Source organism: Marinobacter denitrificans (assembly GCF_008795955.1).
GTDB lineage: Bacteria > Pseudomonadota > Gammaproteobacteria > Pseudomonadales > Oleiphilaceae > Marinobacter > Marinobacter denitrificans.
The window spans coordinates 1033529-1056046 of sequence record NZ_VMHN01000001.1 but is presented as its reverse complement, the minus strand read 5'-3'; the positions used below and the strand labels follow the sequence as shown (position 1 = coordinate 1056046).

Here is a 22518-nt window from a genome sequence, read left to right as displayed (position 1 = left end):
GATCAGGGGAAAAAACAACCAATGTCAGGAAAAATCAGACGGTACTTCAGTGATCGCAAAGACGACTTCCGGGATTTTTCCGGCGGTGGCGGGGTTGTCGGCAAATTCATCCTGGCTGTCCTTGTCGTCTATTTGCTGGTTGCCCTGGTGCTGGGGATGATCTGGAGCAGCGAGCCGGATGTGTTCTCGGTTCGGGAGCATACACGGAAAGTTGCCGGCGATATGCAACGTGAGCCCGTTACTGGTTTCGCGACCACAGTGACCATGATTCGTGTGGCAGAGACGTTGCTCGACAAGCCTGGAGGCTATATCACCAACGATGTTGCACCGCCGGGGCTCTGGCTGGACAACATGCCCAACTGGGAATTTGGTGTGCTGGTGCAGCTTCGCGACTTCTCCCGCGCCATGCGCAGGGACATCAGTCGTTCCCAGAGCCAGTCTGCTGAAGATCGGGACCTGGTTATCGCCGAACCGCAGTTGCACTTCGATAGCGGCAGCTGGGCGCTCCCATCCACCGAGGCGGAATACCGCCGGGGTATCAAGGCGCTGTACAGCTATCTCGACCGCCTGTCGCGCCCTGAGCGGCCTGATGCCCAGTTCTTCGCGAGGGCCGACAACCTGGCCAACTGGCTGGGGGATCTGGAAACCCGGCTGGGCAGTCTCTCCCGTACCCTGGGGGAAAGTGTCGGCAAGGCCTCGGTGTCTGATTCCGTGTCCAACATTAATCCGGACGATCCTCTTTCCGAAGATGTAACGGGCGAGGATGTCAAAACTCCATGGACCGAAATAGACGATGTGTTTTATGAAGCCAGGGGCAGTGCCTGGGCCCTGTTGCACATCTTCCGCGCCATCGAGGTGGACTTCCGCAAGGTGCTGAGCGACAAGAATGCTCTGGCCAGCGCCAAGCAGATCATTATCGAACTGGAAGGTACCCAGGGAGAAATGTGGAGTCCGGTGATTCTGAACGGCAGCGGTTTTGGTGTGCTGGCCAACCATTCCCTGACTATGGCGGCGTATCTATCACGCGCCAGTGCTGCAATCAGCGACATGCGCGACTTGCTGACCCGGGGCTGATGACGGGAAACCTGATGACATAAAAAAACCGGGCCATTTGAGCCCGGTTTTTTTATGTTCGCCTGAAAGGGTTTGTGTCAGCCCTTGTAAGCATTAACGGCGGCTTCAATGGCTTTCTTGGCCTCGGCGGCATTGCCCCAGCCCTGAACCTTGACCCACTTGCCCGGCTCGAGAGTCTTGTAGTTCTCGAAGAAGTGGTGGATCTGGTCCCGCAGCAGTTCCGGCAGATCGTCAATTTCCTTCACATTGTGGTAGGAAGTGGTCAGTTTGTCGTGGGGAACCGCCACCAGCTTGGCGTCGCCGCCGGCTTCGTCTTCCATGTTCAGCACGCCAACGGGACGGCAGCGAATAACCGAACCTGCCTGCACCGGGTAGGGGGTGACTACCAGCACATCAATGGGGTCGCCATCGTCGGCCAGAGTGTGGGGGATAAAGCCGTAGTTGGCCGGATAGAACATGGGAGTGGCCATGAAGCGGTCTACCAGCAGCGCGCCCATGTCCTTGTCCAGCTCGTACTTGACCGGCGAGCTGTTCGCCGGGATTTCGATGGCAACGTAGATGTCTTCTGGTGGGTTCTTGCCAACCGGGATATTGTCAAAGTTCATGAGCGATCCTTCCTGAAGTGCGTTTAACTGCGTGGAAAAAGTGGGCGCAATTATACGGGACTATGGTGTGAATCGAAACTAAACGTTGGTCTTGCTACAGCCTCATCTGCTTGGCTATCAGTTCCTTCATGATCTCGTCGGTGCCACCACCGATCGACAGTATCTTCGCATCGCGGTACAACCGCTCAACAACCGACTCCCGCATAAACCCCATACCGCCATGAATCTGTACCGCTTCGCGGGTGACCTTTTCGCAGACCTCCACCGCAAAGTTTTTCGCCATCGCCACCTGTTTGATCGGGTTCTTGCCAGCCTGCATAAGTGCAGCACAGCGATAGGTGTATTCCCGCGCCACATCCACCTGGGTAGCCATGTCCACCAGTTTATGGCGCGTTACCTGGAAGCCTTTGACCGGGCGACCAAAGGCCTCCCGATGCCCGGCCCAGGCCATGGCCGCTTCCAGGGCTATTTCGGCGGTCATGTACGCCATAATCGACAGGCTCAGGCGCTCCGCCAGAAAATTGCTCATGATGGCAATGAACCCGGCGTTTTCTGCGCCGATCAGACGGTTGGCGGGAACCCGGCAGTCTTCGAAAAACAATTCGGCCGTATCACTGGCCCACCAGCCCATTTTGCGAAGTTTCTTGCCCGTAGAGAAGCCCGGCGTGTCGCGGTCTATGAGCAGCAGGCTGACACCCCCGTGACCTTCGCCCCCGGTGCGCACCGCAACTGTGTAGTGATCGGCACGAATGCCGCTGGTGATAAAAGTCTTGCTACCGTTGACGATGTAATGATCGCCGTCCCTCACTGCCTTCGTCTTGAGGCTCGCCACATCGGAACCACCACCGGGTTCGGTGATCGCCAGTGCTGCGATCTTCTCGCCGCGCAGCACCGGCGGTACGATCGACTCCTTCACTTCTGGTCGCGCCCATTTCGCTACTGGCGGGAGGCCGATATCCAACGATCCAAGCCCGGCCACCAGGCCGCCAGAGGTGGAGCGCATCAGTTCCTCTGAAACGGCGACCTTCATAAACACATCGTCTTCGCCAATGCCGCCGAGACTTTCCGGGAACCCAACCCCAAGAAGCCCTGCATCTCCAGCCTGTTTATAAAGTTCCCGGGGAAACTCGCCCGCTTCCTCCCAGTCGTCTATGTGAGGCAGAACATGCGTGGTAACAAATTTGCGCGCAGTCTGACGAACCTGCTCATGGGTATCATTGAAATAATCGGACACGGTAAGCCTCCCTGTGATCGGAAATCATAGGAGCAGTCTCACTCAAATCAAAAAACCAAGCAAGCGCTTGGTTCAATGAAGACCCGAAAAGAGTTTGGGCCGCAAGGAGGTGGGCTCATCAGGGGACGTCAAAAACATGGATGTTTTTGTCGAGCGTACATGGACGTATTCACAGCGTGCCCCTGATGAGCCCACCTCCTTGCGGCTTCCCCCGAGTTCACAGTCCTCCCGGTAAGTCACCCGTCCTCGCGGGAAATACTCTTGACGCCATCCTTGGTACCGAGCAACAACAAATCCGCAGGCCGACGAGCAAACAGCCCGTTGGTAACAATGCCCACGATATTGTTCAGCTTCTCCTCAATCTGAAGCGGCCGGGAAATATCCAGGTTATGGATATCGATAATGATATTGCCGTTGTCCGTAATGAAACCCTCACGGTAAACCGGATCGCCGCCCAGCTTCACAATTTCGCGGCCAACATAGCTGCGAGCCATGGGCACCACTTCCACCGGAAGCGGAAACTCGCCCAGGATGTCCACCTTCTTGGACTCGTCGGCGATACAGATAAACGTCTTGGATACCGCCGCCACAATTTTCTCGCGGGTGAGGGCACCACCGCCGCCCTTGATGAGCTCCAGGTGCTCATTGGTCTCGTCGGCGCCATCTACATAAAACTCAAGCGGCGCGGCACTGTTCAGGTCATACACCGGAATGCCGTGACTCTTCAGCCTCTCTGCCGTGGCGTCGGAACTGGCGACAGCACCGTCAAAGTCGTTCCGAATGCTCGCAAGCAGGTCGATAAAGCAGTTGGCAGTGCTCCCGGTGCCCACGCCGATAATGCTGTCCTGGTCCAGATGGGGCTTGATGTAGTCCAGCGCAGCCTGGGCGACGGCTTTCTTCAGTTCGTCCTGATTCATCGAAGGAACTCCGGTTTTTGCGGGAAATGGTCACAGTGGCTGTCATTATAGCTCTTCCGGGCGGCCTGCTTATAGACGGAACCCCGGCAAAGTTTCTACACTGTTCGTTTTCCCAACGAAACATCAACCTCCGGACGGAACCATGCCGCAACGCTACATAAAGAAAATTCTTGATGCCCGTGTCTACGACGTGGCCATCGAGACCCCGCTGACTGAGGCCCGCAGCCTCTCCAAGCGCTTTGGTAACAACATTATGCTCAAGCGCGAAGACCTTCAGCCGGTATTTTCTTTCAAGATTCGTGGCGCCTATAACCGCATTGCGCAGCTCTCGGAGGAGCAAAAAGCCAAGGGCGTGATTTGTGCCTCCGCCGGCAACCATGCCCAGGGTGTGGCCCTGGCTGCGAAGAAGCTGGGTATCAAGGCCGTGATCGTGATGCCCCAGACCACCCCGGAAATCAAGGTGCGCTCGGTACGGGACCACGGCGCCAAAGTGGTGCTCAAAGGCGATGCCTTTGACGAAGCCGCCGCCCACGCCCAGGAACTGATCCAGAAGCACGGCTACACCTACATTCCGCCTTACGACGACCCCGACGTTATCGCCGGGCAGGGCACAGTGGCCATGGAAATCATGTGGCAGTTCAGCAAGCCTATCCATGCCATCTTTATCTGTGTTGGCGGCGGCGGGCTGATTGCCGGCATGGCTGCCTACATCAAGTACCTGAGACCTGAAATCAAGGTGATCGGCGTTGAACCGGAAGACTCCAACTGCCTGCAGGCCGCCATGAAAGCCGGCAAGCGGGTAGTGCTGGATGAAGTCGGCATTTTCGCTGATGGCGTCGCCGTCAAGCAGATCGGCAAGTACCCGTGGGAAATCTGCAAGGACTACGTGGACGAAGTGATCACCGTCTCCACCGACGAAATCTGCGCCGCCATCAAGGACGTGTTCGAGGACACCCGTTCCATCGCTGAACCGGCCGGGGCGCTGGGTGTAGCTGGCATCAAGAAGTACGTCGAGAGGGAGCAGATCGAGAACGAAAACCTGATCGCCACCCTGAGCGGCGCCAACATGAACTTCGACCGCCTGAGATATATCTCCGAGCGCACGGAAGTTGGCGAGAAGCGCGAAGCTATTCTCGCGGTGACCATTCCGGAGAAGCCGGGCGCGTTCAAGACCTTTATCAACGCCCTGCACAAGCGCAGCATCACCGAGTTCAACTACCGCTACGCGGATGCCACCAATGCCACCATCTTCGTCGGCATCCAGATCCAGGCCGGCGGCCACGGCCGCGAAGAGCTGATTCAGGACCTCCGGGAAACCGGCTATTCGGTGATCGACCTGACCGACAGTGACCTGGCGAAACAGCATATCCGTCATATGGTGGGCGGCCATGCCCCGACCATTACCAACGAAAAGGTGTTCCAGTTTGAGTTTCCGGAACGCCCAGGCGCCTTGCTAAAATTCCTGATGTCACTGGGCACCCGCTGGAATATCTCCATGTTCCACTACCGCAACCACGGTGCGGCCTACAGCCGTGTGCTGCTTGGAGCTCAGGTGGAAGATGACGAGGTAAAAGACTTCGAGAAGATGCTCGACAAGGTCGGTTTCCGCTACGAAAACATGACTGATAACGAGGCTTACCAGTTGTTTTTGGGCGCAGGTAATAACAGGTCTGAATAACGCGGATTAGGATTGGGTGCGGGAGGCCGTCCAAAACTGTGCGGAGCCATGGATGGCGGAGCTCAAGCGCCACAGGGATGTGCTTGAGCGTGTTTTGGACGGCCTCCCGCACCCAATCTGGCAGGCTAACTCTATTCTTACAAAATTTTAACCTGTGAAAAATTGTAAAATACGGGATAGGTGTTAGTCTTTCGTCTAATTCTTGAAAACAAGAATAGTCACCTGATTTAGATAGATTTTACCCTTTCGAATACCGGAGATCCTCACCATGGCCCGCAAGCCCGATATTATTCGGTCGATTGTGCTGATTTTTGCTGTTGGTCTAGTGATTACCGGCTTCACCTCGCTTCAGGCTTCCCAGGATGAGCCAAAGGCCACTTACAGTGCTGATGGCAGCGAAATAGTTATGGTTCCTGCTGTCCGGGACTGAATTGCCTCAAGCCTGTTTTCCGGCTCTCACCCGGTAATATCCCCTGTCGGTAACCACGCTGTGCAGCGGAATATCCCAAGGCTCCAGCGGTAACTCCGATACCTTCTGACATTCGTGGGCCAGCCCGATGAGCTTGGGCGCCAGCCGTGGCCGTATGCGTGTGAACGCGAAGGTGCGGTCATAAAAACCTCCACCCATTCCAAGCCTGCCTCCGAATTCATCGAAACCTACCAATGGAAACAGAACCGCATCCAGCGCCCAGGGTGGCCGTTTTAGCCCGTTTTGGAAGGCCGGTTCCGGGATGCCAAATCGGTTGGCTGTGAGCCTTGTGTTGTCAGTGAAGCGGCTGAAAACCAGTCTGCCGTGATGAACCGGGTGCAAAACCGGAAGATAGAACCGGACGCCGCGTTGGCGGGCGATGTGGGCATAGATCCGGGGGTCGATTTCTCCGTCGTTGGGCAGGTAGATTGCCACATGGCGTGCACGGTAGAGATCGGGGTGTCGCAACAGGTTCAGGGCGAGCTGGTCGGCCGCAATCTGTTGTTCTTCCGCAGAAAGAGCCCTTCGTTTTTGCCTGAGAGTCTTGCGGAGTTTACTGCGTGAGCGTGAATCCGGGTGATCTTCAAAAGGGTGGGGGGAGATAACGTTGGTCAAAATAAGCTTCCCGGGCTGCCGTTATCGGATGTGGCCCTTGAACCCAAAGTTCAAGGTCGGTGGCCGCTGTGACATATTAGGCTTTCCCCGTGAGGGGACGTGCTCACAATGCCCTAGAGTAGCCACCTGGGTAGTGCGCATCGGCTCGAGGACGAATCCGACCAGCGAACAGCCCAGGAAGTTATTCTCATTATACGGGCATTGGCGGGGCTGATTGCAACACCTGATTCGGATCCGTGTGTAATGCTTAGTTACCGGAGGTTTCACCCAGCGCGGTATCCAGTTTCTCGTCCATGGCACTGAGAATCGAGCTGGCGGCGCTGGACATGGTGTCCCGTTCCAGCAAATCATGGGTGATGTTCAGCGCTGCCATTACCGCGATGCGCTCGGTGCCGAAGACTTTTCCGCTGGAGCGGATTTCCCGCATTTTTACGTCCAGGTGTCTGGCGGCCTGTAAGAGGGCGTCCTGCTCTTCCTCAGGGCAGGCGACCAGGTATTCCTTGTCGAGAATCTTGACTTCGACGGTTGTCGGCTGCTGTGGCATCAGTGGTGCTCCAGGGCCCGGAGGCGTCCTATCATGGCTTCGATCTTGTTTTTGGCAAGATCATTCTTGTGCATAAGCTGCGCCCGCTCGCGGTTCCAGTCGTCCTGCAGCTCGCGCAGCATCGCGTTGTCACGCTCCAGTTTGCGACAGTGTTCGATCAGTCTGTCGAGTTTGTCCGCCAATGCCTGTAGTTCGGACTGTTCCATGAGTCGTCCAACGCCTGTATCAAAGAAGTGAACTAACTATAAGTGTGGACTGCAAGCTGGTCAATTTACAGGGATGTCATAGCCCGTTATGCGTGACGTCCGTCACTCCGGCATCACATGCCCCAGCCCTTGTTTGCGGCTCCCGCGCCACGCCTGGAGGGCGGGAATCAGCCCTACAACAAATGCAGCGAAGGGAACACTGGCAATCATCAGCCACTCCATCCCATTGAGCGGCCGCAAGCCAATCTGGACGCCCCAGGTTTCCAGCAGCCAGGGGCTGAGCCCGGAAATACAGGCAGCGCCGGCGAACACGGCAATGACGCAGGCTGAGACCGCCAGAACCACGCACTCGATCACGTGAAGAGTCGCAATCAGCATGGGGGAGGCGCCGGTGGCCCGGAGTATGGCAACTTCCTGGCGCCGCTGCACCTGAAGTGTCAGCAATACTGCAATAAGCCCGATCAGGCTGGTAACCACCACAAAACCGGTAATGCCCAGCAGGGCGTTCTCGAACTGCCCCATGATTCGCCATAGTTCGCTGAGTGCCACGCCCGGCAGAACAGCGGAAAGCGGTTCATCGCGGAATTCGTTGATTTCGCGCTGCACCTGGAATGTCAGCACCTTGCGTTCGATGCCGACCAGTGCCGCAGTAATGCTGTCTGGCGTCAGGTCCCGCTCCAAAGCCTGTTCGGGAGTTACTGTGCGGCCGGGGATGGCGACACCCGATTCCCATCCGATGTGGATGGCTTCCAGTCCTTCCAGGCTGACATAAACTGCCTGGTCCACCGGCGTGCCGGTAGGGGCGAGCACACCGGTGACGGTGAACGGGGTGTCCTTGTGATTTGAGAAACTGGTTCGTCCGCCCCCATGCGAAAGGATGATGTCGTCCCCCAGCTGGTGACCATGCTTGCGTGCGACCTGAGCCCCAAGTACTACTTCGAACACCTCGCTGAACCACGAGCCTTCCTGCAGTTCAGGGCGCTGGTCGCGACCATAACGGAAATACTTCGGAAACTCCTCGTTGGTTCCGACCACCCGGTGTCCGCGATAACTGTCACCCAGGGAAATGGGCACCAGCCAGTTGATGCGTTGGTCGTCCTGCAGTTTCTGGTAGGTGCTCCAGCGAATGTTATTGGTGGCATCGCCGATGTGAAAAATGGTGTACAGCAGCAGGTTCAGCTGGCCGCTGCGGGCGCCCACGATCAGGTCGGTACCCGAGATGGTGTTGGTAAAGGACTGTTTGACCTCGGTGCGCAGATATTGAACGCCCAGCAGAAGGGTGATGCTCAGCGTCAGGGTAAGGGTGACCAGGGCCAGCACCTTGCGCCGGTACCAGAGACTTGCCATTGCCAGGGAGAATGCCAGCCGGAGATTCATTGGGTCACCTCCAGGGAGAGCTGGTAATCAAATAGCCCTGCCAGGCTCTGGTCATGGCTGACAAAGACCACGGATGAGTGTTTTTCCGCCGCCAGCCCGAGTAGCAGTTCGATAAAGCGGTCGCGGTTGTCGCTGTCCAGGGCGGAGGTGGGCTCATCCGCCAGAATCAGTTCAGGGCCACCGGTAAGTGCCCGTGCTGCGGCCACCCGTTGCTGCTGGCCAACGCTCAGGCCGGTCACTCTGCGCTTCCAGTGAACCGGGGGAATGCCAAGGGCGGTCAGCAGGGATTCCGCTTCTTTCTCGGGTGTGGGCAAGGCGCGGTTGCGACGCTTGCAGGAAAGCCGGCAGGGCAGCATTACGTTGTCGAGGGTTGTCAGGTAGGGAACCAGGTTGAACTGCTGGAAAATCACGCCCATGTGATCGGCCCTGAAGCGGTCCCGTTGACCACTTGTCAGGCGGGTCAGCTCTGTACCCAGCAAGCTCAGCGTGCCCGAAGCCGGTACAATCAGACCGCCCATCAGGCTCAGGAGTGTGCTCTTGCCGCTGCCACTGGGCCCGCGAACAAACAGATGCTCACCGGTGTTCAGCGTGATGTCCGGGTAGCTCAGTGGGGCCTGGGTCTGATCCCAGTGAAAGGTCAGGTTGCTGAGATGAAGTACCTGCCGGGTGGTTGCGGAACTATCGGGCGGCAAGTCTGTCTTGCTGGTCATGTCAGGCATTGGTCATCCGGTGTATGATTCCTGCATTGTCTCGGGAGTATTCCATTTCATGGTTCATAATTTGAAGACTGATGGACAGCGTAAGCGACTTGCGGTTCCGCTGTCTGTACTAGCCGCTCTGGTGTTCGCTACGGCGCTGAGTATCGTCACCACGGCCAGTGCGAAAGAAGCCGCAGCGGAGATTGACTGGCTCGAACTGATGCCGGCGGAGGATCTCAATCTGCTTGAAAATATGCCGGAAGTCACCCACGAAGGTGATGGCCCTGCCGCATTGCCGGACGAAATCATGACCGGCCGTGTAGTCCCGGAAATGGAAGGCAGGTCCGGCCGTATTCCCGGCTTCGTGGTGCCGTTGAAAACCACCCAGGATATGCGCATTCTCGAATTTTTCCTGGTGCCTTATTACGGCGCCTGTATTCATGTGCCGCCCCCGCCCCCGAACCAGATTATCCATGTCAAATACAAGGAAGGCTTCAAACTTGAAGCCTTGTACGATCCGGTTTGGATTGAGGGCACGTTGCAAATCGAGAAAACCGAGAACGATGTTGCCTCTTCGTCCTATTCCATTATTGCGGAAAGCGTAACGCCCTACGAAGACGAGGGCGACTACTGATCAGTTGTTGATCGTGAACGCCCGGTTGACTGATGTGAGCCGGGCACTGCCCTGCCCGGACTGGGTCACCCATTCGACGGCGAGCTCCTCCAGATTGCCGAATTCCTCCAACAACGCGGAAGTCAGCGTCAGCCCCGCACCCAGGTCATCACACTGCAGTTGTTGCGACACATCGTACTCACGATGGGCTGCTTTCTCATGGCCCTCCTCGTGGTCGTGATGGTGTTCTTCATTATGGTGCTCCTCATGACGGTGCTCTTCGTGATGGCCATGATCGTCGTGGTCGGTCTCTCCGCCAAGTTCAACGACAGCAGCGGTTACCCGGCAACTGGCAGCTTCCGTATCCACTAGAGGGGTGTTGTTCAGCCAATGATTGATTTTAGATAGGCGCCTTTTTTCCTCATCCGTGCGAGCTTCGTGTTCGAATCCTGCCAGGTTATAAGCGGGGGAAGTGAACATCAGGTCAATGCTGTTGTTCTCAACTGCAATCTGCAGCCGGGCATGGCCATGTTCGTGGGCATCTGGATTATCAGCGGCATAGCCATAACCAGGGAGGCTGCAGGCTGCAAGCAAGTAGCCCAGCGCCAGATATGGCTGCGGCCAGTTTGATCTTTCTCTGCGGGGGGTGGGCATCTGCACGGACATCAAAGGCACTCCGACGATATAGTGATATGTTATAACATAATTTACGCTATCCACGCCGGGAATCAAGAGGGCAAGTGCCTTAATACGGCCTGAATGCTAGGATAGGGCCTTCATTCATTGATACAGGATCGTCCCGATTCATGTCCGAAACCGACACCTCCAATGCCCGTGCTGTGGCCTTCGAGCGCTGGGCAAACGTGTTCACTGTGCACAAGGCCTTCAGCCACCCCTCGGAACTTCATGGTGCTCTTTGTGGCCGACTGGCGGCCGGCTCGCGTATAGATGAAGGAGAGTGGCTGGCAATGGTCTGTGAGCACATGGGTCTGCCTGTCACCGCAACGGATGAGTCAGACGAGCTCCGCGAGTTCATGGCCTCGGCCTACGACCAGACTCTGGAGCTTATGAAAGCCACCGATATGAGCTTTCAACCATTGCTGCCCGATGACGACTACGCCATTGAGCAACGCCTGGAAGCGTTGACCTCCTGGGTGAGAGGTTTTCTGGAAGGGATGGCCCTTTCAGCCGGCGAATCCCTGGGGGAAGCACCGGATGAAATTCGCGAGCTGATTGAAGATATGGTGGCTATCAGCCAGGTCGCTGACGATGATGAGCCGGATGACGAAAGCGAACAACAGTTGATGGAGATTGTGGAATACGTACGGCTGGGTGCGCTGGCGGTATTTACCGAGTTCAATCCGCCCGAAAAGCCGTCGCCGAAAACGCCAACACTGCACTGAGAACGCTACGAATTGTGGGAGAGACCATGGCCTCACTGATACCCGTCAAGGAATTCAACGATCGTCGTCGCCGGCTGATGGAGCGGATGGCCTCGGACAGCATTGCCATTCTGCCCGCTGCACCTGAGCGGGTGCGCAACCGGGATGTGCTGCATCCGTTCCGGCAGGATAGCGATTTTCATTACCTGACCGGGTTTGATGAGCCGGATGCGGTTCTGGTGCTGATTCCGGGCCGCGAGCATGGCGAGTCGGTGCTGTTCTGCAAGGAGCGCAACCCCGAGAAAGAACTGTGGGACGGTTTCCTGGCCGGCCCCGAAGGCGCCATTGAAACCTTCGGCCTCGACGACGCCTTCCCGGTCTCCGATATTGATGACATCCTGCCGGGCATGATTGAAGGCCGCAGCCGGGTTTATTACCCGCTGGGCAAAGACCACAACTTTGACGCCAAGGTTATGGACTGGGTCAAGGTTATCCGCAGCAAGGTCCGCTCGGGCGCCCACCCTCCCGGCGAGTTTGTTGCCCTGGAACACCTGCTTCATGACTTGCGACTCTACAAGAGTGCGGCAGAAATAAAAGTGATGGCCAGGGCGGGTGAAATCAGTTGCGAGGCCCACAAGCGGGCCATGAAACGCGCCCGCAGGGGCGGTTTCGAGTACAACCTTGAGGCAGAGCTGATCCACACCTTCATGGAAAACGGGGCCCGCTCTACGGCTTACCCATCCATCGTTGGCGGCGGCCAGAACGCCTGCATCCTGCATTACATAGAAAACAGTGCCCCGCTGAAGGAAGGCGACCTGGTACTGATCGATGCCGGGTGCGAGCTGGAGTGCTACGCCTCCGATATTACCCGCACCTTCCCGGTCAGTGGCAAGTTCAGTGATGAACAGAGGGCCCTTTACGAGGTGGTACTGGCAGCCCAGTACGCGGCTATCGATGAAGTGCGTCCCGGCAATCACTGGGACCATCCTCATCAGGCCGCACTGAAAGTGCTCACCCAGGGGTTGATTGATCTCGGCCTGCTGAAAGACACCACCGTGGAGCAGGCCATCGAGGAGCAGGCGTTCAAGCCCTTCTTCATGCACCGCACCGGTCACTGGCTGGGGATGGACGTGCACGACGTAGGGGATTACAAGGTAGGCGATGCCTGGCGTCAGCTGGAACCGGGTATGGCGCTGACGGTTGAGCCGGGGCTTTACGTTGCACCGGACAACACCGACGTGGATGAAAAATGGCGCGGCATCGGCATCCGTATCGAAGATGATGTGGTTGTGACGAAAGAAGGCTGCCGGGTACTGACCGATACTGTTCCCAAAACCATCCCCGAGATTGAAGCGCTAATGGCCGACTGACCGTGAAACAGCATGATACCGATATCATCATCGCCGGCGGGGGGCTGGCTGGCGCTACGTTGGCACTGGCGCTGGCGCGAGTCCTGCCGCAACTGCGGGTAACAGTGGTGGAAACGTTTCCATTGTCGCCTGAGGCGTTGCCGGACAGTTATCAGCCCAGCTATGACGCCCGATCCACAGCACTGGCCTGGGGCTCGCGGCTGATTTTCGAGGAGCTCGGGCTATGGCAACGGCTTTCGGAGCATGCCACCCCCATTCGCCATATCCATGTGTCGGACCGTGGCCACTTTGGTGCCACCCGGCTTAATGCAGCGGACCATCATCAGGAAGCTCTGGGCTACGTGGCAGACAACCGCTGGATGGGCTTGTGTTTGATGCGGGAACTGCTTCAGACCAGCGTGGTATGGGAAGCTCCTGCAGAAGTGACAGGCATGCAACCTTTGCCAGAGGGTGTCAGGGTCACGCTGGATTCGAAAGAGGGCGGACGCGAGCTGACCGCACAATGCCTGGTAGTGGCCGACGGCGGTCGATCCGGGCTGAGGGAAAAGCTCGGTTTCCGGGTGGATGAGCAAGCCTACGACCAGTATGCCCTGATTGCCAATGTCACCACGGCCAACAGCCACGACTACACCGCCTACGAGCGTTTTACCGATGCCGGCCCCATGGCACTGCTGCCCCACGGTTCCCCCACACGCGCGGGAAATATGGCGGCCCTGGTATGGACACTGGACAGCGAAGCCCTTGATGATCTGCTAGACCTCAGTGATGAGGACAAGTGCCGCCGCCTGCAACAACGGTTTGGTTGGCGGCTGGGGCGGTTCACTCGCATCGGTGAGTGCAGCCATTACCCGCTGACCCTGAAAACCGTGGATGAGTCCGTTCGCCCTGGCGTTGTATTGGTGGGCAATGCAGCCCATACCCTGCATCCGGTGGCGGGGCAGGGCTTTAACCTCGCCCTGCGCGGGCTTATGGCCCTGGTGGAGCAGTTCCGGGTGGCAACTGAGCGGGGACAGGCCCTGGGCAGTCTGCCAGTACTGAAGGGCTATCAGAACCGCCATCGCCAGGACTGGCAGCAGACGGTCCGGTTTTCTGATTCCCTGATACAGCTGTTCGGTACTCACTTGCCTTTGGTGACCACCGCCCGCGATGCCGGCCTGATGGGGCTGGATCTTTTACCTGGCGCAAAACGCTGGTTTGCCCGCCAGGCCATGGGCCTGGGCGGTCGCCGTGCCGAAATCCGCGCGCCCGGAAACGCCTCGACGGAACGCAACAATCATGAGTGATCAGACGCACTTCAATATCCTGGTGGTTGGCGGGGGCATGGTCGGTTCCGCCCTGGCGCTGGGGCTGTCACGGCAGGGTTGGAAAGTCGGGCTGGTGGAAGGGAGCGACCGCAAGACATTGCTGCAGGAATCAGCGCCAGCCTCAGATGTGGACGGTTTTGATCCCCGGGTCAGCGCCATTTCAGTCGCCAGTCAGCGCCTGCTCCAACAGCTGGACGTTTGGTCCGACATCACCGCCGGTCGCCATTGCCCTTACCAGACGATGACCGTGTGGGACGGAGACGGCACCGGCCGTATTCAGTTTGAAGCTGCCGAACTCAGGGCTCCGGCATTGGGCACCATCATCGAGAATCGTCGCATTGTGCGGGCGCTGTTTACAGCCCTCGATTCCAGCAGTGTTGAGCTGATCGATGGCGTCAAGGTAACCGGCTGGTGGCAGGGCGGTAGCGAACGCGGCATTCATCTTGAGGATGGCCGTACGTTGACAGCGAGTCTGGTGGTGGCCGCCGATGGCGCCCATTCCCGTCTGCGCCAGTGGGTGGGGTTACCAACCCGGGAATGGGATTATGGCCAGCAGGCGATTGTGTGCACGGCACGAACCGCTCAAAGCCACCAGTTTACCGCCTGGCAACGGTTTTCTCCCACCGGACCGCTGGCGTTCCTGCCGTTGCTGACAGAATCCGGTGACGAGCATTTCTGCTCGATTGTGTGGTCTCAGGATACCGAAGAAGCGCGACGCCTGATGGCGCTGGATGACGACGCCTTCAGGGCGGAGCTTGAAATCGCCATTGAGCGCGAACTGGGATCGGTTGAGGTGGTCTCGCGCCGTTACGCGTTCCCGCTGCGCCAGCGCCACGCCAAGGATTACATCGCCAGCGGATTTGCGTTGGTGGGCGACGCGGCCCATACCATCCATCCCCTTGCGGGGCAGGGGGCCAATCTGGGTTATGGCGATGTGCGGGCCTTGCTGGATGAGCTGCTGCGGGCAAGAAAGGCGGGCATCGACCCTGACAATGATCTGGTGCTGGCTCGTTACCAGCGTCGCCGGAAAGGTGAAAACCTCACGATGATGGCGGCCATGGAGGGTTTCAAGCAGCTGTTTGGCCGCGATGAGCTCTCCGTGCGTTGGCTGCGCAATACCGGAATGCACTGGCTGAACCAGCTTGGCCCCATCAAGAACCGCATTGCGGCTGAGGCCATGGGATTGGACACCTGATAAGGGATTGCACGGTTATCACCGGAGCAGTTTAACCACAAAGGAATGAACTATGGCTGGCAGCAGTCTGCTCGTATTGATTGATGACATTGCAACGGTTCTGGATGACGTTGCGTTGATGACCAAGGCCGCCACCAAGAAAACCGCAGGCGTGCTGGGAGATGACCTTGCGCTTAATGCCCAGCAGGTGACCGGTGTGAAGCCTGCCCGGGAACTGCCCGTGGTTTGGGCAGTGGCCAAGGGTTCCATGATCAACAAGGCCATCCTGGTCCCCGGGGCGCTGGCCATCAGTTTCTTTGTGCCCTGGCTGGTTGTCCCCCTGTTGATGTTGGGCGGCGCCTTCCTGTGCTTTGAGGGCTTTGAGAAACTCGCCCACCGATTCCTGCACAAGCAGGAGGTTGAGAAACATAAAGCCGAACTGCACGAAGCCCTGAAAGATCCTGATGCAGACCTGAAGTCTGTTGAAAAAGACAAGATCAAGGGCGCCATTCGTACAGACTTTATTCTTTCCGCTGAAATTATTGCAATCACCCTGGGCACCGTCAGTAGCCAGGCTTTCGGCACACAGTTTCTGGTGCTGACGGTAGTGGCCGTAATGGTAACCGTCGGCGTCTACGGCCTGGTGGCGGGTATTGTGAAACTGGATGATGGTGGCCTGTACCTGAGCAAAAAAGAAAGCGCGGTCGCTCAGCGGGTGGGCGAGGGTATTCTCTGGCTGGCGCCATGGATGATGAAAACCCTGTCTGTATTAGGCACCATCGCCATGTTTCTGGTAGGCGGTGGCATTCTGACCCACGGCTTGCCTCCAGTGTATGATGCCATTCATCGCTTTGCCGAGGGCTTTGGTGGATATGCCCAGGCCATAGTGCCTGTTATTGCTGACGGACTGTTCGGTGTTGTGGTGGGCGCTGTGCTGGTGGCGGTGATCACGCCTGCTGTGAAGTTCTGGAAGGAGCGTTGAGCCTGACCTAGCCACAGGCGTCGAACAGACGGCTGATCAGCACCGGTACCGCTGTTTCCACTCTCAGAATACGCCTGCCGAGGTGTACCGCTTCGCAGCCAGCCTCAACCAGCTTCTCCACTTCGTAGGGAATGAAGCCTCCTTCCGGGCCGATGCACAGGGTAGCCGGCTCATTGATATGAGCCGGGCAGGGGGTGTCGGTACCGGGATGGGCCACCAGTGCGCGGGTGTTTTTCAGCAACGCCGGCAGCTCATCTTCCACGAACGGCTTGAACAGCTTACGGATGTGAACCCGGGGCATAATAGTATCCCGCGCCTGCTCCAGGCCAAGGGTCATGTTCTCCCGCAGGTTTTCTTCTGACAGCCAGGGCGTCTGCCAGAAGCTTTTTTCCACCTTGTAGCTGTTGATCAGCCAGATGTCCTTGGCGCCGAGCGAGGCGCAGGTCTGCAACACCCGGCGAAACATTTTCGGCCTTGGCATCGCCAGAACCAGGGTCAGGGGGAGTGGCGGGGGCGGTGGTTCGGCCAGCTCTACCTGAAGAGTTGCCACGGTGTCGGTGAGCTGCAACACGCGGCCGGTGCCGATATCGCCGTTTACCAGGCCCACCGGCACCAGATCCCCCTCGGCAGCCTTCAGTACAGAATTCAGGTGGGCCAGCCGGCGCCCGGTCAGCACCGCCCGGTTATCAGCGGTAAAGTCCTCTGCGAACAGTAACGCCAGATTCATTCGCCGGAGGCTTCCGAGGCGTCCGGGTCCTTCACTTCGCGCCTGGCCAGACGGCCAAACAGAATGCCCAGCTCGAACAGCAGCCACATGGGCACGGCCAGCAGCGTCTGGGAGATGATGTCCGGCGGGGTCAGCAGCATGCCGATCACGAAGCAGCCCACCACAATATAAGGGCGTTTCGCCGCCAGGTCTTCGGGCGTGGTGGCGCCGGTAAGGATCAGCAGGATGGTGGCAATGGGTATCTCGAAGGCAACGCCGAAGGCAAAAAACATCTTCAGCACGAAATTCAGGTAGCTGGCGATATCCGGTAACTCAACGATGCCTTCCGGGCCGATAGCGGTGAAAAAGCCGAATACCAGCGGAAACACCACGAAATAGGCGAAAGACGCACCCATATAGAACAGTATCACCGACGTGAACAGCAGCGGAAATGCCAGTTTCTTCTCATGGGCGTAAAGCCCCGGGGCGATGAAACTCCACAGCTGGTAGAGAATCACCGGTATTGCCGCAAACACGGCCAGTACCAGAGCGAGCTTCAGCGGTGCGAAGAAAGGCGATGTAATGTCCGTGGCGATCATGGTCTGCCCGACCGGCAGCAGATCCCGCAGGGGCTGTGATATCAGCAGGTAGAGTTCATTGGCGAACGGGTAGATGATGGCGAAACAGATGATCACCGCCAGAACCATTTTCAGCAGGCGATTACGCAGTTCCAGCAAATGCTCTATCAGCGGCATTTCCGGTTGGGCTTCGTCGGTGCCCTGTGTGTTTCTGCCGTCTGGCTGGGTAGTCATGAACGATGTTCCGGCGTGCTGCCCTGTTGTTTCTGGGTGTCTTCATCCGCGGAAGCGGAGGTATTGGCTGAGGCCGGATCTTCCTTTGGCTCAATCTCTGGTTTTGCTGGTTCGGTGACGCGCCGGGTGGCGGGTGCGGGCCGGTGCCTGGGTTTCTCGTCGTCCGAGAGAACCAGATGCTCGTACTTCCTGGCCTCATCCAGAGCGCCACGGACCGATTTCTGGACATCCTCCAGGCCGACATCGCCTGCTTTGCGCAATTCTTCCCGCAGCTCTTCCGCTTTCAGCTGGCGGTCAAGCTCCGAGGAAAACTGACTGACCATGCGCCGCGCGCCACCAATCCAGCGCCCAGCCGCCCGCGCAGCAGTAGGCAGGCGCTCGGGGCCGAGGACCAGTAACGCGATGATGCCGCAGATCAGCAGCTCGACAAAGCCGATATCAAACATTCAGCCAGTCTCAGCTGTGGGACTTGTCCCGTGGCTTTTCTTCGGCGCTGGCCTCATGGGGCCTGGCGTCGGCATTCTCTTCAATAGCGTCCTGGTTTTCGTCCTTTTTGTCCTCGTCGTTCATGGATTTCTTGAAGCCACGAATGGCACCGCCCAGGTCGCTACCGATGTTGCGGAGTTTCTTGGTTCCGAACAAAAGAATAACAATGCCGAGTACGATTAGGAGTTGCCAGATACTGATGCCCATGACGGGACCCTCGTTTCAATGTTTCTGTTACCGTTGATTGTACGCCACATCCGGGGGCATCCGGAAACCCTCTTCAGAGGTATCACCGGTACTGGCCAGGTGAGTGGCCAGGTTATTGTCCCCGGGAGGCTTTTTCTTCCAGGCCTGACAGGTCAAAGCGGCTGGCCAGCTCGTCCAGGACATCTTTTGGCCCCAGTCCAAGCCGCGACAGCATAACCATGCTGTGAAACCACAGGTCTGCGGTTTCGTACACCACATCCCGGGTTTCGCCGGACTGCTCCGCATCCTTGGCGGCAAGCAGTGTCTCGGTGCATTCTTCCCCTACTTTCTCCAGAATCTTGTTGAGCCCTTTCTGGTGCAGGCTGGCAACGTAGGAGGTTTCCGGGTCGGCATCCTTGCGGGCTTCCAGCACCTGTGCCAGTTGTTCCAGAACGTCACTCATTGCTGCTATCTCCCTGCTTGTTGCCATATATTGCGGCGGGATCACGGAGTACCGGGTCCACACTTGCCCACTCGCCGTTTTCCAACCGGCGATAGAAACAGCTACGACGTCCCGTGTGACAGGCGATACCGCCTTTCTGTTCCACCTTGAGAAGAATGACATCGTCATCGCAGTCCAGGCGGATCTCCGCCACCAGCTGCTGGTGGCCGGACGTTTCACCCTTGCGCCACAACTTTCCCCGTGACCGGGACCAATACACCGCCTGGCCTTCCTCGGCCGTTAGCCTGAGGGACTCGGCGTTCATCCAGGCCATCATCAGGATATCGCCCGTGGTGGCATCCTGGGCAATGGCCGGCACCAGTCCATCCGCATTCCAGCGGATGTCGTTTAACCATTCAGGCGTTTCGACTGTAGCTTGTGATTCTTGCATTTATATGACTTCCCTCAGTTTTTTCGTCTGCCGCCGGCAATCAGCCAGGTAGCTGCGGCCAACAGTGCCCAGCCATGGGCCGGCATGGTCTGGGCGAGGGCAGCGAGGTCGTGGTCGATGCTCAGCCAGGCGACCCCCGCCAGGGCCGCTGCCGCCAGCCCTCTGCGCCAGCGGCGGTCGGCACGGGCACGGTTCTCGCGAATGAGTTCCAGTGTAGCGTGGCTGGACTGCTCGTTGGAGCCCGATTTGCGCAGCTGGACCAGAGCATCGTGAACCAGCTGGGGCATCTCGGGTGACTGTTCAAGCCAGGCCGGCAGATGTGACTGCAGTGACTTGATCAACCCTGACGGACCGATGCGCTTGCGCATCCAGGTTTCCAGGAAAGGTTGTGCCGTGCTCCACAGGTCCAGGTCCGGATAGAGCTGGCGCCCCAGGCCTTCCACATTCAGCAGGGTTTTCTGTAGCAGAACCAGTTGTGGCTGCACCTCCATATTGAAGCGTCGGGCGGTCTGGAACAGCCGCAACAGGAAGTGGCCAAAGGAAATGTCCTTCAGCGGCTTTTCAAAAATCGGCTCGCAGACGGTGCGTATGGCAGCCTCGAATTCATTGACCCGGGTATCCGGCGGCACCCAGCCGGACTGAATGTGTAACTCCGCCACCTGGCGGTAGTCACGGCGGAAAAACGCCAGCAGGTTGCGAGCCAGGTAGCTCTGGTCATCCGGGGCGAGGGTGCCGACGATGCCGAAATCAATGGCGATGTATTTTGGGTCCGCCGGGTTGCTCACGTCCACGAAAATATTGCCCGGGTGCATGTCGGCGTGGAAGAAACTGTCGCGGAAAACCTGTGTGAAGAAAATTTCAACGCCTTTTTCCGCCAGCACTTTCAGGTCCACACCGGCTTCCCTGAGGGCCGGAATATCGGCGATGGGGATACCGTGAATACGCTCCATCACCAGCACCGACTTGCGGGTGTAATCCCAGTCGATGGAGGGAATGTATATGAGCGAGGAGTTCTCGAAGTTGCGACGCAACTGGCTGGCATTGGCAGCTTCTCGCTGCTGGTCCAGTTCGTCGTGAATGGTGGAATCGTAATCCGCCACCACTTCCACCGGATGCAGCCGCCGGCCTTCGGACCAGTAGCGCTCGAGCAGGCGGGCCATCATATACAGAAGCGCCAGGTCCTGGCGGATAACCCGTTCAATGCCGGGGCGTATGACCTTGACGACGACCTCCCGGCCATCCCGCAAGGTGGCGGCATGCACCTGAGCCACCGAGGCGGAGGCCATGGGCTCCCGGGAAAACTCCGCAAACAGCTCTGCCACCGGCGCGCCGAGTGACTTCTCTATAATGCTCTGGGCCACTTCACCGGGAAAAGGGGGGACCCGATCCTGCAGGTTCTTGAGGGAGAGTGCCATATCGTCCGGAAGCAGGTCCCGGCGAGTTGAGAGAATCTGGCCAAACTTCACGAAAACCGGCCCCAGTTCCTCAAAGGCCAGTCGCAGGCGATCTCCCCTGTCGAGCTTCGGGTTCGGAAACAGATGCCAGGGGGCCAGCAGGAAGAACAGCTTCAGCGGTAGTGGCAGCTCCGCCAGGGGCAAGAAGGTATCCAGCCGGTAGCGGCAGAAGACCCAGGCAATGCGGAACAGGCGTTGCAGGCGCGTCACGGCGTCTCCGGTCGGTCTTTTTGATTGGACTTTTCCAGCCGCTCGACCCTGGCTTCCAGACGTTCTGTCTGCAGGTTCAGGTGGTCGATATCGGTGAAGGTGGCTTCCAGCTCCCGGCGCCCGGGCAGGCTGCGGCTTTCCTCGTGAATGTATTCTTCAATGTTGGCATTCAGGGAGCCAAAGGCCTGCCGGCTCCAGCGCACAGCTCCACGAAGGCGCTGGCCAATAAAGTGCGCGGGCACATCGCCAATATGGGCTGCCATGGCAGCTTCCCAATCGGGGTCGAGCTGGTCGATGGCACGCTGGAACTGGTGCGCCAGTGCGGTGTCGCCCGTCACCTGAATGCGTCCTTCGCTGAATACCCGGTCATCACCGGTTGCCAGGGCTGCGAAAGCCACCGGGCGCCCGGACAGCACCAGCGCCGGCGATTCCGCAGGCTGGCTGGCCACCTGGACCCGTCCCGCCGCCTGTTGCAGCACCAGCGTGAGGTCAAGGGATTCAAGGGAAAACTGTACCGGCCCTGTGAGCGCCGACATCAGCGCCTGTTTTCCGGCCGGGTCCAGTTCGAGAGCGCGGTTGAGGGCGTTCTCGATGATGGCAGTAATGGCGGACATCAGGGTAGGGCCGGGAAACATCAGGGCTTGATTCCCACGTGCAGGGCGACCACGCCACCGGTCATGTTGTAGTACTTGCAGTTCACGAGGCCGGCTTCTTCCATCATGGTTTTCAGGGTGTCCTGATCCGGGTGCATGCGGATGGACTCGGCCAGGTATTGATAACTGTTGGAATCGCCGGCGATCAGCTGGCCCATCAGCGGCAGGGCGTTAAACGAGTAAACGTCATAGGCCTTGCTGAGTAAAGGGTTGGTGGGTTTGGAGAACTCCAGCACCATTACCTTGCCGCCCGGTTTCAGCACACGGGTCATGTCCCGCAGTGCCTGGTCCTTGTCCGTCACGTTGCGCAGACCGAAGGCAATACTGACAGCATTGAAGCTGTTGTCCGGGAACGGCAGGTGTTCGGCATCCGCCTGGACGTATTCAATGTTGCCGGCGTAGCCGCGGTCCGTTAACCGGCCGCGACCAACCTGCAGCATGGAGGCGTTTATGTCGGCGAGCACTACCTTACCGGCGGGGCCAACCAGATCAGAGAATTTCATGGTCAGGTCGCCGGTGCCACCGGCAATGTCGAGCACCTGGTGGCCCTTGCGCACGCCGGAGAGTTCGATGGTGAAACGCTTCCAGAGGCGGTGAATCCCCATGGACATGAGGTCGTTCATCAGGTCGTACTTGCCCGCCACAGAGTGGAACACTTCCGCTACCTGGCCCGCCTTCTGGCTTTTCGGCACGTTGCGGAAGCCAAAGTGGGTGACGTCGTCTTTTGGCGCCTCTGGCTGCGGCTGGTTTGCAGACGGTTGTTGCTCGCTCATGGCAATATCCTGTCAGAATCTGAACCCCGTATTCTAACGCCTGCGGGGGTGGCTACAAGTTTAATGCCGCCTTACACTGTAAAACGTCCCTTAATTTGCGGAG

Annotated in this window: 27 protein-coding genes and 1 other RNA gene; 9 read left to right on the top strand and 19 right to left on the bottom strand. The window is 58.2% G+C overall.

Annotated elements, in window-relative coordinates; genetic code table 11:
• The first annotated feature begins 21 nt into the window (after positions 1-21).
• A complete protein-coding gene (locus FO268_RS04930; protein ID WP_150990338.1) occupies positions 22-1074 on the top strand; it encodes a DUF2333 family protein in 1053 nt (350 codons plus the stop codon).
• Positions 1075-1151: 77 nt separating this feature from the next.
• Here the strand turns inward: FO268_RS04930 and ppa are convergent, their stop codons facing one another.
• The 3 genes from ppa to rpiA all read right to left on the bottom strand — a co-directional run bounded on the left by ppa (position 1152) and on the right by rpiA (position 3830).
• A complete protein-coding gene (gene ppa, locus FO268_RS04925) occupies positions 1152-1679 on the bottom strand; it encodes an inorganic diphosphatase (protein WP_150990336.1) in 528 nt (175 codons plus the stop codon).
• A gap of 94 nt (positions 1680-1773) precedes the next feature.
• Entirely contained in the window at positions 1774-2913 is a 1140-nt protein-coding gene (locus FO268_RS04920) for an acyl-CoA dehydrogenase family protein (protein ID WP_150990334.1), read from the bottom strand.
• Positions 2914-3149: 236 nt separating this feature from the next.
• Complete coding sequence (rpiA, locus tag FO268_RS04915) at positions 3150-3830, bottom strand: ribose-5-phosphate isomerase RpiA (RefSeq protein WP_150990332.1); 681 nt, start codon at positions 3828-3830, stop codon at positions 3150-3152.
• Between the two features lie 142 nt (positions 3831-3972).
• On the opposite strand from rpiA, the gene ilvA reads away from it, so the two are divergent.
• Both ilvA and FO268_RS22805 read left to right on the top strand, forming a co-directional pair.
• Positions 3973-5508, top strand: coding sequence for a threonine ammonia-lyase, biosynthetic (ilvA, locus tag FO268_RS04910; RefSeq protein ID WP_150990330.1), 1536 nt, complete (start codon positions 3973-3975; stop codon positions 5506-5508).
• A gap of 268 nt (positions 5509-5776) precedes the next feature.
• The gene (locus FO268_RS22805; protein WP_191966837.1) at positions 5777-5938 is read left to right on the top strand and encodes a hypothetical protein; all 162 of its coding nucleotides are present in this window, start codon (positions 5777-5779) and stop codon (positions 5936-5938) included.
• Between the two features lie 6 nt (positions 5939-5944).
• Here the strand turns inward: FO268_RS22805 and FO268_RS04905 are convergent, their stop codons facing one another.
• The 6 genes from FO268_RS04905 to FO268_RS04880 all read right to left on the bottom strand — a co-directional run bounded on the left by FO268_RS04905 (position 5945) and on the right by FO268_RS04880 (position 9438).
• Positions 5945-6592, bottom strand: coding sequence for a 5-formyltetrahydrofolate cyclo-ligase (locus FO268_RS04905; protein ID WP_191966834.1), 648 nt, complete (start codon positions 6590-6592; stop codon positions 5945-5947).
• 3 nt (positions 6593-6595) lie between these two features.
• Positions 6596-6775: non-coding RNA, 6S RNA (gene ssrS / locus FO268_RS04900), on the bottom strand.
• Positions 6776-6839: 64 nt separating this feature from the next.
• Entirely contained in the window at positions 6840-7136 is a 297-nt protein-coding gene (locus FO268_RS04895) for a cell division protein ZapA (RefSeq protein WP_150990326.1), read from the bottom strand.
• On the bottom strand, positions 7136-7342 hold the full coding sequence (locus FO268_RS04890) for a TIGR02449 family protein (RefSeq protein ID WP_007153200.1): 207 nt from the start codon (positions 7340-7342) through the stop codon (positions 7136-7138). The genes FO268_RS04895 and FO268_RS04890 overlap by 1 nt, the downstream gene beginning before the upstream one ends.
• 102 nt (positions 7343-7444) lie before the next feature.
• Positions 7445-8719: an ABC transporter permease gene (locus tag FO268_RS04885; RefSeq protein ID WP_150990324.1), complete on the bottom strand. Its 1275-nt coding sequence runs from the start codon at positions 8717-8719 to the stop codon at positions 7445-7447.
• Entirely contained in the window at positions 8716-9438 is a 723-nt protein-coding gene (locus FO268_RS04880) for an ABC transporter ATP-binding protein (RefSeq protein ID WP_150990322.1), read from the bottom strand. The genes FO268_RS04885 and FO268_RS04880 overlap by 4 nt, the downstream gene beginning before the upstream one ends.
• A 199-nt stretch (positions 9439-9637) precedes the next feature.
• On the opposite strand from FO268_RS04880, the gene FO268_RS04875 reads away from it, so the two are divergent.
• Positions 9638-10051: a DUF3299 domain-containing protein gene (locus tag FO268_RS04875; protein ID WP_225316540.1), complete on the top strand. Its 414-nt coding sequence runs from the start codon at positions 9638-9640 to the stop codon at positions 10049-10051.
• Here the strand turns inward: FO268_RS04875 and FO268_RS04870 are convergent, their stop codons facing one another.
• Complete coding sequence (locus tag FO268_RS04870; RefSeq protein WP_150990318.1) at positions 10052-10696, bottom strand: ZrgA family zinc uptake protein; 645 nt, start codon at positions 10694-10696, stop codon at positions 10052-10054.
• A gap of 140 nt (positions 10697-10836) precedes the next feature.
• Between FO268_RS04870 and FO268_RS04865 the strand changes: the two genes are divergently transcribed.
• From FO268_RS04865 to FO268_RS04845, 5 genes are read left to right on the top strand one after another with little or no spacing between them, the layout of a single operon-like run.
• Positions 10837-11433 carry a UPF0149 family protein gene (locus tag FO268_RS04865; protein WP_150990316.1) on the top strand — a complete coding sequence of 199 codons (597 nt, stop codon included), beginning with the start codon at positions 10837-10839 and terminating at the stop codon, positions 11431-11433.
• Positions 11434-11459: 26 nt separating this feature from the next.
• The gene (gene pepP, locus FO268_RS04860; protein ID WP_150990314.1) at positions 11460-12782 is read left to right on the top strand and encodes a Xaa-Pro aminopeptidase; all 1323 of its coding nucleotides are present in this window, start codon (positions 11460-11462) and stop codon (positions 12780-12782) included.
• Between the two features lie 2 nt (positions 12783-12784).
• Positions 12785-14065: a 2-octaprenyl-6-methoxyphenyl hydroxylase gene (ubiH, locus tag FO268_RS04855; RefSeq protein WP_150990312.1), complete on the top strand. Its 1281-nt coding sequence runs from the start codon at positions 12785-12787 to the stop codon at positions 14063-14065.
• Positions 14058-15281: a UbiH/UbiF/VisC/COQ6 family ubiquinone biosynthesis hydroxylase gene (locus tag FO268_RS04850; RefSeq protein WP_150990310.1), complete on the top strand. Its 1224-nt coding sequence runs from the start codon at positions 14058-14060 to the stop codon at positions 15279-15281. The genes ubiH and FO268_RS04850 overlap by 8 nt, the downstream gene beginning before the upstream one ends.
• 52 nt (positions 15282-15333) lie before the next feature.
• Positions 15334-16242, top strand: coding sequence for a DUF808 domain-containing protein (locus FO268_RS04845; protein WP_150990309.1), 909 nt, complete (start codon positions 15334-15336; stop codon positions 16240-16242).
• 7 nt (positions 16243-16249) lie between these two features.
• On the opposite strand, the gene FO268_RS04840 is transcribed toward FO268_RS04845, so the two are convergent.
• The 9 genes from FO268_RS04840 to ubiE all read right to left on the bottom strand — a co-directional run bounded on the left by FO268_RS04840 (position 16250) and on the right by ubiE (position 22415).
• The gene (locus FO268_RS04840) at positions 16250-16969 is read right to left on the bottom strand and encodes a 16S rRNA (uracil(1498)-N(3))-methyltransferase (RefSeq protein WP_150990307.1); all 720 of its coding nucleotides are present in this window, start codon (positions 16967-16969) and stop codon (positions 16250-16252) included.
• The gene (tatC, locus tag FO268_RS04835; protein ID WP_150990305.1) at positions 16966-17760 is read right to left on the bottom strand and encodes a twin-arginine translocase subunit TatC; all 795 of its coding nucleotides are present in this window, start codon (positions 17758-17760) and stop codon (positions 16966-16968) included. The genes FO268_RS04840 and tatC overlap by 4 nt, the downstream gene beginning before the upstream one ends.
• Positions 17757-18206, bottom strand: a complete 450-nt coding sequence (gene tatB / locus FO268_RS04830) for a Sec-independent protein translocase protein TatB (RefSeq protein WP_150990303.1) — start codon at positions 18204-18206, stop codon at positions 17757-17759. Before tatB ends, tatC begins: the two co-directional genes overlap by 4 nt.
• 10 nt (positions 18207-18216) lie before the next feature.
• Positions 18217-18453, bottom strand: a complete 237-nt coding sequence (gene tatA, locus FO268_RS04825; protein WP_150990301.1) for a Sec-independent protein translocase subunit TatA — start codon at positions 18451-18453, stop codon at positions 18217-18219.
• Between the two features lie 112 nt (positions 18454-18565).
• Positions 18566-18895 carry a phosphoribosyl-ATP diphosphatase gene (locus FO268_RS04820; RefSeq protein ID WP_150990299.1) on the bottom strand — a complete coding sequence of 110 codons (330 nt, stop codon included), beginning with the start codon at positions 18893-18895 and terminating at the stop codon, positions 18566-18568.
• Complete coding sequence (gene hisI, locus FO268_RS04815) at positions 18888-19325, bottom strand: phosphoribosyl-AMP cyclohydrolase (protein ID WP_150990297.1); 438 nt, start codon at positions 19323-19325, stop codon at positions 18888-18890. The genes FO268_RS04820 and hisI overlap by 8 nt, the downstream gene beginning before the upstream one ends.
• Positions 19326-19339: 14 nt before the next feature.
• Positions 19340-20989 (bottom strand): ubiquinone biosynthesis regulatory protein kinase UbiB, encoded by a 1650-nt coding sequence (gene ubiB, locus FO268_RS04810; protein WP_150990295.1) that lies wholly within the window; start codon positions 20987-20989, stop codon positions 19340-19342.
• Entirely contained in the window at positions 20986-21624 is a 639-nt protein-coding gene (locus FO268_RS04805; RefSeq protein WP_150990293.1) for a ubiquinone biosynthesis accessory factor UbiJ, read from the bottom strand. The genes ubiB and FO268_RS04805 overlap by 4 nt, the downstream gene beginning before the upstream one ends.
• Positions 21624-22415: a bifunctional demethylmenaquinone methyltransferase/2-methoxy-6-polyprenyl-1,4-benzoquinol methylase UbiE gene (ubiE, locus tag FO268_RS04800; protein WP_150990292.1), complete on the bottom strand. Its 792-nt coding sequence runs from the start codon at positions 22413-22415 to the stop codon at positions 21624-21626. Before ubiE ends, FO268_RS04805 begins: the two co-directional genes overlap by 1 nt.
• Positions 22416-22518: the final 103 nt, after the last annotated feature.